This is a genomic window from Geobacillus sp. B4113_201601 (assembly GCF_001587475.1).
GTDB classification, from domain to species: Bacteria; Bacillota; Bacilli; order Bacillales; family Anoxybacillaceae; genus Geobacillus; species Geobacillus icigianus.
This window is the reverse complement of sequence record NZ_LQYX01000032.1, coordinates 24,681-34,792: the sequence shown is the minus strand read 5'-3', so window position 1 is coordinate 34,792 and position 10,112 is coordinate 24,681. Positions and strand designations below refer to the sequence as shown.

Genomic DNA, 10,112 nt, shown 5'->3' with positions numbered 1-10,112 from the left:
TCGTTCGATGATTCGGGTGAAAACTCCAGTACCGGACATCCGTCAATGTCCCCGAACATCCCTTGGTCGTCAAGGCATCCACAATATGAACCAGATGCTTGATGACCGGCTTCGAGAAATCAAGCGCCAATCCCAGCGTCATGAAAAACTTGTGGATTCGTTGATGATGTGCTAATCTATTCATGAGACATGAACCTCCTTGTGGGTAGTTGGTGGTACATCTATTCTAACCAAGGAATCGGGTTCATGTCTCCTTTTTTGTTTAGTTGTCAATTTATGTTAGCAAATTTGCTCATCTACAGTCCATTCATTAATTAAAGTGGGGAAGGGATTATTACGAATATTTTAATTCATATAGACAATAAGAACGTTTGTTCTTATAATATATTTTAAATAAATATGGAAGGGGTTTTAAAGATGACAAGAAAAAATATAAAACGAACGTTGGTGATAGACGAAATTATAAAACTTTATCTTGAAGGTGCTAGTACCACCGAAATTGCAAAGCTTTCCAATGTGTCCCCAAGATATATAAGAATGATTTTGTCTGATCATAATATTGAAAAAAGGCCGTTTGGTAGTTGGAAGCGTAAGTATAAGTTAAATGAAGATTATTTCAAGACTTGGTCTAAAAATATGGCTTATATCTTAGGTTTTTTTATAGCGGACGGTTTTGTCTCCAATGATTTTCAGACGATCGGATTCGCGCAAAAAGAAAAATATATTTTAGAACAAATCAGAGACGAATTAGGGTCTAATCAACCACTTTATCAAAATAAGCAAACCGGTGTTTATATGTTATATCTCAATAGCAAAGTTATGAAAAACGATCTAATGGAGATACATGGTATCACACCAAATAAATCATTGGATATAAAATTTCCGTATGTTCCAGAAGTGTATTTAAATCATTTTATAAGAGGCTATTTTGACGGTGATGGAAATATTTATTCTCGTGGCTATTTAGTCAGTTTTGTTGGCGGTTCTCTCGATTTCATGACGGTATTAGAACATCATCTAAAAGCGCGAGGATTTGACGTGTACTTAACCAAAAAAGAAAAACATATTCGTTTATATATGAGCGGCAGAAAAAACATTAAGGAATTTTACGACTGGATTTATCACGATAAAGGATTATACTTAAAACGCAAATTTGAAGCGTTCCCAGATAAAAATATGGATGCAGAAACATTGCAAAATGCGAAATTAAAAAGAACAAAACAAGCTGTTGCAGCAAGAAAAAAAGCTTTTATCGATGAATATCGAAAAAGTTATTGCGTTCATCAAGCATGTGAAACAGTTGGAATTACATTAGGAACTTATTTTAGATGGTTGAAACAAGACAAACAATTTAGCGAAGAATTTTATCAAATAAAGAAAGAGTAGTGGTAATCAAAAGGCCACTCATATATTTTTTAAATTTTAGTAGACATAATATAAATTATAGGAAGTTAAATAAGCGTCTGTCTCATATAAAAGTAATCTCATGATAGTGAGACAAAGCAAAAAAATCCCCATGTATTCTATCACGAACGAACTTGTCTTATACGTATGATAGCAAGGCTATTTCCGCTGGTTACAGGCGTGGGCGATGACGACGGGAGCTCGTCCGTATTGGTTGACATATAAAAACGTGCAGTGTTCTTGAGTCACTTCCAAGAAACACTGCACGTTACCCGCTGCGTGTCGATAGTCGCAGGGAGAGCATATTCCCATCCTTTCTTTGTCATGCGATATCGGTATGACGGTAGCAAACGCCTTTATATTTGACGCGGATCGGTACGCCCTTTTCTCGTTTATGTTTGATGAGCAACTGTTGCGCTTTTGAAAAGGCTTCCATCATTCCAGACGCAGTAATGGCTTCTTCCCATACGATTGTCTTTCCTTGAACTGTGTAGAAAGAAAAAACATACTGTTTCATTTTCCTCACCTCCCTATGTGCTTATTATAATCAAACCCTGTTTTTCCTAAACACAAAAACTGTTACAATTATGTTAACATTTTCTGCTGTATCGCCCTCGCGAAATGGTGAAGGATTGACCGAACAGGAAAACCGGCATCAAAGTTCGATGCCGGTTTGTTGTTTGTATTGCTTGACAGCCGCCAGATAGTCTGCTTGAATGTCGGCTTTGTCTCGGGCGAGTCGTGTGCTTAAAAACTGAAGCACCGCCTCATCATGAGCAAGGCCGGCCGCAAACTGCCGCTTTAGCCAGCGCTCGCCGCTAGCTTCATCTGGAAACGCATGCGCCTCCCCTTCCCCATCAGCATATACGATCCAGCCTTGCTCGGTATGACGGCTCAACCACCATTGACCATGATGATTCGTCCAAAAGGTTCCTTCCGCTCCGTCTCGTTTGTTCAGCTGGTTTTGTTCCGCATCGCCGTAAATTGGCAAAAGCGGGAACGTCTCGATGACAAAGAGCGGGAATGTCGTCTCATCAACCAAACAACCGGACGCTTTTGGGTGGCCGCCGCCACCGAACTGCCGAGCGAACTCAGCGACGTTGACATCATCGTGAGTGGTACGAAAACCGATATGTTTCGTCCCCATATTGACCATCGCGATTAAATCGAGATGAGGAAATCGCTTCGATAACACATTGCCGAGTTCCGACATATGGCGCTCGGCAAAGACGACGCCGATGCAATAGTCGCCAAGCCAGCGCTGAACGAGTTGCTTTTGTTTTTGCCGGATGTAGCGCTGAATTTTCTTTTCTTCCATATCCAAAAGCAGCTCTTCCGTTTCGGTTAAGGCGAACGGTTGGCCGGAAGAAAGCCGTTCGCTCATCGTCTCCCAGAAACTGTCGAGCCCTAAAATCGTCAGTAAATCATTAAGCCGTTTGGCTTGTATATTTCCGTTCTCTTCCCATTCCCATGTATCGTATTGACGGACGAGTTCGACAAACGCGTCAAGCGCTTCCGTTCGCGCCAGTTTCCCTTCGCGGACAAGGTAGTCGTAAAAAAGCGAGGTGGCGCATGTTTTTTTGCCATCTTCTCCGGTCGGCACGACCCATCCCCACGGGTAATGGTTAAAATGAAGCGCCGTGACATGGTGGTCGATCACTTGCACATGGCCGCCGCGCTCGGCTCGTTCGGCCAGCTTTTGTTCGACTTCCTTGCCGACGGCCAAGTCGGTGATCCATAGCATGGCATCGGCCGCTTCTTCACTTTGCAAAAATTGGGCAACCCGCTCGTCAAGATTTCGATAGGAACAAAATGAAATATTGACTTCCGTAAACGCCAGTTTGGCCAGCAATCCGCAGCCGATGCCGTCTAAGTCGCTGTCGGTGAATAATTTGATCATCATTTCCCATCCTTCTGTCACAAACTTTTTTGCAGCCAGGCTTTCAAAAGCGGCAACAAGCGGTCAGCAAGTTCACTGACATGCGGCACGAAGACGCGAAAACGGCCGTAAATGTTTTCCACCGTCCGCCGCGTCGATTCGTCATCGGCGCCGCGCCCTAAAAAGAGGTTGACGACCTCGATGCCGCGACGGCGCGCGTCGGCGACCGCTTCATGTGTATCGATGATGCCGTTTTGTTCGTAGCCGTATGCGGCCGGCTCGCCATCCGAGAAGACGAGCAGCACTTTTTGCCTTTCCGGACGGCCAAGAAGCTGTTCCGTCATCCAGCGGATCGCCAATCCGTCACGGTTGTCTTCATGCGGCTCAAGCTGCATGATCGCCGGGCCGCTCGATGGCTCCAATGATCGGCGAAACGATACAGCCGTTTGCATGTAATTCGGCTGCCAAGCGGCGGTCGCTTCGTTCGCATCTTCCCAAAATCCCACAATGGCATGCGGCACCCGCAACGTTTTCAACGCTTCATGACAAAGGACAAGACCGGTTTTCGTCTCTTCCATTTTGTCGTGCATCGAGGCGGAACAGTCGACGAGCAGTCCGAATACCGCATCAAACCGCCGCGCTGGCTCGCCTTTTTTGTAAAACAAGCGCGGCCGCTCATCGGTGAAAAACGGCACCAGCTGTTTGCGCAGCCGTCCGGCGGGCAAGTTTGTGCGCCAAGCGCTGCGCTGATGCTCAAGCCATTGCTCCATCACGCGCACGAGCCGTTTCCGGTACGGCGCCACCGCCGCCTGCTTGGCGCGGTATTGCTCGAGATGGACCGGACTTGACGGCGAGAAAGGAACAAGCACAAGTTCAGCCCGGCGGTTCGCCTCGCCGTATGGCGCGCCGCTTCCGGTGCGGGGATGATCGTCAAAGGAGGCGTGCGCCTCGAGGCCATAGTCATTCCGATTCGTTGGTTGGGACGTTCCTTGAACGATGGCGAGCGCTTGGTCGCCGTCATCCCCCGGTCTTGCCCCATCGCCCATCATTCCTGTTCGGCTTCCCCGCTCGAGTTCAAAGCGGAGAAAGCTTCCACCCGTCCGACTCGTTTCTCGATGCCATGTCGGCAGCGTCTGCCGCTTGACCTCCCCGTTCGCCTCGGCGAGCGCATCATCGTTTTCAAGTGAATCCGTTCGTTTGATGTCGTCAATCGTCAGCGTTTGTTCGTCCTGTCCAGCGTCGCTGACAAAGGGAAGCGATGTGTAGTCGTGGACGAGATCGCTATGGAGTGACTGTTTCATCAGTTCCGTCAGCGCCAATGCCCATTGTGCTACCTCAGTGGTCGAAGAAGCGTCAAACCATTGTGTCCATAGCGTTTGCAGGCGGGTTTGCACCGCTTCCTCGGCCATCGGAGCGAGCGGCACATCGTCAAGGGGAGAGTCGGCAGTCAAACGCAAATACATAGCCGCCAAAAATTGATCAGCCAAGGCGCTCCGCGTTTGGTTCGCCTGCCATTGCTGGGCGAAATAGCGGCGGTATAGGCGACGGCGCACCCGAAACCATCGCTTCGTCCCCGGTCGTTCCCGCTCGCACACCATTTCCAAACGAAGATCTTCAGCGAAGGAAAACAGCTGTTTCGCCAGTTTGGGCAAGGGCTGCGCGTCGGCCGCTTGCCGGAACGCCTGAACGGCGGAGACGTCGGTATGACGCCTTGTGCCAATAAGGCGCAGCACGACGTCACTTTTGATGGCCGCTTCTTTCTCGTGAGCAGGATAGACGTCCCAAAAGCGGCTGACGTAAACAATCGGCCGGGTTAGATGCACGCCGGAGTGAGCGGCGAACTCCACCGTCCAATGACGGTTCTGGGCGAGCGTTCGGGCAAGATCGGAAAGCTGCATCACCAAAAACGAATCGATCGGCCGATCGTCGAACATCATGAATCGTTCCATGCGCCGCCACCTACTCCTCAAACCATGTTTCAGCTATATTCCGCACCGCGGCTCGCTCCCGCTCATCGTCAAGCTTATCGACAATGCTTCGTTCAATCGCGCGCAGCGGCGGCATATATGCGGCCAGATCGCAAGCATCAAGCAAGGCGCGCACGGAGGCGGCTTCTTCAGCGATTTGTCCGTTTCGCACTTGTGTAAGCAAATCGGCCGATAGAGCGACGAAACGGTCGATCAACGCCTCATCCGTTACTGTAGTTTGCGCCAATAACACCGATTTTAATGTCGCTCCTTGCACATACGGCACGTCAATGACGACGAACCGATTTTTCAGCGCTTCATTCAGCGGAACGGTGCCAATATAGCCTTCATTGACGGCAGCGATGACGCCAAACGTCGGTTTCGCCTGCACGACCTCGCCGGTGAGCGGGTTGGTAAGCCGCCGCCGGTAATCGAGGACACCGTTTAAAATCGGCAGCGTCTCAGGTTTTGCCATATTAATTTCGTCAATGTATAACAAATGCCCTTTGGTCATCGCTTGAATCACAGGTCCGGGCACATACTCAATGACAGCTTGGCCGTTCTGATGCACGATCGTCTTGAACCCGAGCAACGCCTCGGCATCCAAGTCAACGGAACAGTTAATGCTGTGCATAGGCTGGCCGAACAGCGCGGACAATGTTTCCGCGAGCCGCGTTTTGCCTGACCCGGTCGGTCCTTTTAACAGCACGTTTTTCCCAAGCGCCAGGGCGACGGCCGCATCGTGTACGATCGCCTCGTCGTCGGCCGTATACCCGCCCGATCCGATCAACGCCCGATCCGGATCGTGGCGGAACTGCTCGGTTCGTGTCTCGATCGCTTTTACGACTACTGGTGGCCATGTGATCATTTGTGGTCTTCCTCTCTGTTGCCATCTTCCCCTCTCATTCTACTAGATCGACGGTTCGGACGCAAAACAAATAAAATCAACCATAATTATATTATGTAAATTTATATTAAAGAAAAAACTCGGCGCCCCCCTAACTGTAGTTGTCCTCAATCGCTTTGCGAATGAGCGCCGCGCATCGGTCAAGCTCTGCTTTTAGCTGGCGTTTGTATAGCTTCGCTTTTTCCTGCCCACCCTCGGCGAATCGGTAATACACGACTTCTTGGTATTTCATCCCTTCTTTTTTCTTCTTTACTTGTTTTAAAATGCCGTCTTCGATCAAATCGTGAAGCGCCTTGTACACTTCTGAATGGTTCGGCCGGTAGCCGAACGGTTTAAACTCTTGGCGTAGCACATCGAGCAGTTTCAATCCGTACAGCCGTTCTTGTTCTGTTAACGTGATCAAATACAATTTTAAAAACGCACGTTGTTTTAACAGAAAACCGCTTGGCGTTCGTTTTTCTCCCATGCCGCTCCTCCTTCCCCGCTTTTCTCATCGATTGGAAGATTCGCCATTCTCCGGTTTCTATGTTCATTATACCATATACGAGGAGGGAAAGGAAAAATCCTTCCCTCCCTGCTTTCAATAAAACACGATCGTTTTATTGCCGTGAATGATGACCCGGTCTTCCAAATGCCATTTGAGCGCCCGCGCGAGCACCGTTTTTTCGATTAGGCGGCCGATCCGTTTCAAATCGTCGGGATGATGGCGGTGATCCACCCGGGTGACGTCTTGTTCAATGATCGGCCCTTCATCTAAATCATCGGTGACGTAATGGGACGTGGCCCCGATCAGCTTGACGCCCCGCTCATAGGCTCGCTCGTACGGCCGCGCGCCGACAAACGCCGGCAAAAACGAGTGGTGAATATTAATGATTCTCCCTGGAAATTCAGCGACAAACGCCGGCGATAAAATTTGCATGTAGCGAGCGAGCACAATCGTATCGATCCGATAGTCGCGAAGCAGGCGGATTTGTTCGGCTTCTGCGTCAGCTTTCGTCTCTTTCGTGACGGGGATATGTACGTACGGGATGCCGAGCGGCTCAACGGTTTCGCGCAAATCCGGGTGGTTGCTGATGACAAGGGCGATATCGGCGATCAGTTCGCCCGCCTGCCATTGCCAAAGCAGCTCAAGCAAGCAATGTTCCGCCTTCGAGACAAAAATGGCGATCCGCCGAATGTCACGGTGAAGCCGGAGCCGCCACGTCATGCCAAATTCTGCGGCAATCGAGCGAAACGCCGCTTCAAGCTCGTTTTTTCGAGCGGCGACGTTCGGGCAGTCAAACTCCAAACGGAGGAAAAACGTGCCGCCTTCCGGATCGGTTGAGTATTGGCTTGATTCGACGATATTCGCCCCTTGTTCATAAAGAAATGAGGTGACCGCGGCAACGATGCCGGGACGGTCCGGGCAGGAAATGAGCAGCCGGGCGCGATGTTCGTAGGTTTGCAAAAACGATTGCCAGCGATGTTGGCGAAATGTGCTCATCCGATGTCTCTCCTTTATCTTGTTGTGACTTAATTTCCATCATACAAAAAATTGCTGAGCTTGCCAACAAGGAATGTTTCTAACAAACAAAAGAAGAGTGTCTCAATGGACCTCTCCTTTTGTAAAGCGGGCAATGATCCTATCGTTTGGCGATTTCGCTCCGGCTTGCGTCGGTTTTCGTTCTGGCAGTTTGCCTTGGAAGGCCGGTGAAACGCGGTTGCCACGAGCAAATGAGCGGCGTTTCGTCAAAAAAGAAAGAAGGTGGGTTTCACCGGGTTTTTCCTAATAGAAAATAGATGGGGCGGTATTTTGTACAAAATCACCGGCCTCCTAGAAGGCCGGTGATTTAAGGGAGCAAGCTCCTTATCAAGCCCGTTTCTCGAATAGGTAAGTCTTGTCGTGTCAGGAGCGTTTTTCAAACGTTCCCCCATTGCTCAAGAGAAACGACCGTTTTTCACTAGCCATCTAGAGTGGCTGGGTTGATCAGTCTTTCGTCAAGTCGCCGGCCGGGCCGAAAAATTCGTAATGGATATGCTGTTCGGGCACACCCCATTGTTTCAGTGCACGGTAGACGGTTTTCATAAACGGCACTGGGCCACAAAAGTAAAAGTCAGCATCTTTGGATGGAATGACCGTTTGCATCCATTCCAAATCGATCCGCCCTTCTTTGCGGAAATGGGGGTGTTTCCGGTCTTCATCGGACGGAAACTCGTAACAAACGTAATATGAAAATGCCGGATTTTCCGCTAAAGCTCGCAACTCTTGGTTGAACGCTTGCACGCGGCCATTGAGAGCCGCTTGAAGGAACGTCGTTTGGCGGTGAGGCTGCCGGATGGCCAACGTGCTCGCCATGCTCAAAAGCGGAGTGATGCCAACGCCGCCGCTGATTAAGACGACCGGCGTTTCTTTGGTGAGATCAAGCGTAAAGTCGCCGGCTGGGGCGCTTACTTCAAGCACGTCCCCTTCTTGGATATGGTCATGCAAGTAGTTTGACACAATGCCGGCCGGTTTTTCAGCTGTCGCTCCTTCCCGTTTGACGCTAATGCGGTAATACCCTTTTCCCGGGGCGTCCGATAAGCTGTACTGACGGATGTGTGTGTACGTTTCGCCTGGAATCGACAGTTTGACACTCACATATTGGCCCGGCAAGAAATCACTGATGGTACCCCCGTCTTCCGGCCGCAAATAAAACGATGTGATGACGTCGCTTTCTTTCCCTTTTTTGGCGACGATAAAACGGCGAAATCCGCGCCAGCCACCGGGTTTGGCCGCTGCTTCCTCGTAGAGCTCCTGCTCGACTTGGATGAAAACGGCGGCAATGGCTTCGTACGCTTCCGCCCACGCGGCAATGACTTCATCCGTGGCGGCGTCGCCCAGCACCTCTTTGATTGCGAGCAACAAATGTTTTCCGACGATCGGATATTGTTCCGGCTGGATGCCTAAGCTCCGGTGTTTATGGCCGATTTGCCGCACGACCGGCAAAATGGCGTCAAGCCGATCGATATAGCGCGCCGCTGCATATACCGCCGCCGCCAAAGCGCGTTGCTGCCGCCCTTGTTTTTGGTTGGCATGGTTAAACACATTCAGCAGCTCCGGATGATTGGAAAACATGAGTTCATAAAACCGTTTCGTAATCTGTTCGCCGTGCTTCTCTAATATCGGCACAGTCGATTGGACGATTTCGATCGTTTTCGGATGCAAAGTCGTAATCGCAGCCATGCTTTCCTCTCCTTAAAAACATGTATTTTTAATACATCTTTATTCAAACACGGGCGATGCCAAAAAAGCAATATTTCAAATACATCTTTAACAAATTGTTCAAAATTCCCTGTGCGCAGGCGGTATGATACAATAAAATTCGATCACGTTGTGTAAAAGGTTGTGAACGAAGATGCAGTTAACCAACTACACGGAATACGCGTTGCGCGTTCTCTTGTTTTTAGGGACGCTTGAGAAAGGAGAAAAAACGAACATTAAGGAAATTTCCACTGCGTTTTCGCTGTCTGAGCATCATTTAAGCAAAATTGTCCATGAGCTCGGCAAGCTTGGCTACATCGAAACGATCCGCGGCCGCAACGGCGGAATCCGTCTAGCCAAAAGGCCTGAGGAGATCGTCATCGGGGCGGTCGTCCGCGAGACGGAAGACAATTTGTCGCTCGTCGAGTGCTTTGCCGCCCACGGCAATGAGTGCGTCTTGACGCCTGCCTGCCGCCTTCGATTCGTTCTTCACGAGGCGCTCGAGGCGTTTTTGCGCGTGCTCGATGCGTATACGCTTGCCGATTTGTTGGAAAACCGGATGTCGCTCCGCACTTTGCTTGGGGAGCGGCGCAAACGATAAACACTCTCTATCCGAATGGCGGGGAGTGTTATTTTGTCTGTTGACAGGCACACTATAAGCAAGCATCGCCGCAGAGAAGGGAGACAGAACGATGAGACGGTACGAAGTGATTGTTATCGGCTCTAGGCTGGCCG

General features: G+C 49.7%; 9 protein-coding genes and 1 pseudogene. 2 read left to right on the top strand and 8 right to left on the bottom strand.

What is annotated here, in order from left to right; genetic code table 11:
* A pseudogene (locus B4113_RS18505) lies at nucleotides 1-184 on the bottom strand (IS701 family transposase); the annotation flags it as partial.
* Between the two features lie 233 nt (nucleotides 185-417).
* Here B4113_RS18505 and B4113_RS04440 point away from each other — a divergent pair.
* Nucleotides 418-1,386: a helix-turn-helix domain-containing protein gene (locus B4113_RS04440; protein ID WP_061912270.1), complete on the top strand. Its 969-nt coding sequence runs from the start codon at nucleotides 418-420 to the stop codon at nucleotides 1,384-1,386.
* Between the two features lie 340 nt (nucleotides 1,387-1,726).
* Here B4113_RS04440 and B4113_RS04435 read toward each other — a convergent pair whose 3' ends face one another.
* The 7 genes from B4113_RS04435 to hmpA form a co-directional block, all read right to left on the bottom strand.
* The gene (locus B4113_RS04435) at nucleotides 1,727-1,921 is read right to left on the bottom strand and encodes a hypothetical protein (protein ID WP_061912269.1); all 195 of its coding nucleotides are present in this window, start codon (nucleotides 1,919-1,921) and stop codon (nucleotides 1,727-1,729) included.
* Nucleotides 1,922-2,059: 138 nt separating this feature from the next.
* Nucleotides 2,060-3,304, bottom strand: coding sequence for a DHH family phosphoesterase (locus B4113_RS04430; protein WP_061912268.1), 1,245 nt, complete (start codon nucleotides 3,302-3,304; stop codon nucleotides 2,060-2,062).
* Between the two features lie 17 nt (nucleotides 3,305-3,321).
* Nucleotides 3,322-5,232 carry a nitric oxide reductase activation protein NorD gene (locus B4113_RS04425; RefSeq protein ID WP_033019764.1) on the bottom strand — a complete coding sequence of 637 codons (1,911 nt, stop codon included), beginning with the start codon at nucleotides 5,230-5,232 and terminating at the stop codon, nucleotides 3,322-3,324.
* A gap of 10 nt (nucleotides 5,233-5,242) precedes the next feature.
* Nucleotides 5,243-6,118: an AAA family ATPase gene (locus tag B4113_RS04420; protein ID WP_033019766.1), complete on the bottom strand. Its 876-nt coding sequence runs from the start codon at nucleotides 6,116-6,118 to the stop codon at nucleotides 5,243-5,245.
* A 130-nt stretch (nucleotides 6,119-6,248) separates the two neighbouring features.
* Entirely contained in the window at nucleotides 6,249-6,623 is a 375-nt protein-coding gene (locus B4113_RS04415) for a helix-turn-helix transcriptional regulator (protein ID WP_033019768.1), read from the bottom strand.
* 114 nt (nucleotides 6,624-6,737) lie between these two features.
* Nucleotides 6,738-7,640, bottom strand: a complete 903-nt coding sequence (gene purU / locus B4113_RS04410; RefSeq protein WP_033019770.1) for a formyltetrahydrofolate deformylase — start codon at nucleotides 7,638-7,640, stop codon at nucleotides 6,738-6,740.
* Nucleotides 7,641-8,123: 483 nt separating this feature from the next.
* Entirely contained in the window at nucleotides 8,124-9,359 is a 1,236-nt protein-coding gene (hmpA, locus tag B4113_RS04405) for an NO-inducible flavohemoprotein (protein ID WP_061912267.1), read from the bottom strand.
* 172 nt (nucleotides 9,360-9,531) lie between these two features.
* On the opposite strand from hmpA, the gene nsrR reads away from it, so the two are divergent.
* Entirely contained in the window at nucleotides 9,532-9,978 is a 447-nt protein-coding gene (gene nsrR / locus B4113_RS04400; protein ID WP_033019782.1) for a nitric oxide-sensing transcriptional repressor NsrR, read from the top strand.
* Nucleotides 9,979-10,112 lie beyond the last annotated feature (134 nt).

Coding starts and splice junctions, on each gene's coding strand:
- hmpA (WP_061912267.1), bottom strand. CDS start 9,359: ATGGCTGCGATTACGACTTTGCATCCGAAAACGATCGAAATCGTCCAA.
- B4113_RS04415 (WP_033019768.1), bottom strand. CDS start 6,623: ATGGGAGAAAAACGAACGCCAAGCGGTTTTCTGTTAAAACAACGTGCG.
- nsrR (WP_033019782.1), top strand. CDS start 9,532: ATGCAGTTAACCAACTACACGGAATACGCGTTGCGCGTTCTCTTGTTT.
- B4113_RS04440 (WP_061912270.1), top strand. CDS start 418: ATGACAAGAAAAAATATAAAACGAACGTTGGTGATAGACGAAATTATA.
- B4113_RS04435 (WP_061912269.1), bottom strand. CDS start 1,921: ATGAAACAGTATGTTTTTTCTTTCTACACAGTTCAAGGAAAGACAATC.
- B4113_RS04425 (WP_033019764.1), bottom strand. CDS start 5,232: ATGGAACGATTCATGATGTTCGACGATCGGCCGATCGATTCGTTTTTG.
- B4113_RS04430 (WP_061912268.1), bottom strand. CDS start 3,304: ATGATCAAATTATTCACCGACAGCGACTTAGACGGCATCGGCTGCGGA.
- B4113_RS04420 (WP_033019766.1), bottom strand. CDS start 6,118: ATGATCACATGGCCACCAGTAGTCGTAAAAGCGATCGAGACACGAACC.
- purU (WP_033019770.1), bottom strand. CDS start 7,640: ATGAGCACATTTCGCCAACATCGCTGGCAATCGTTTTTGCAAACCTAC.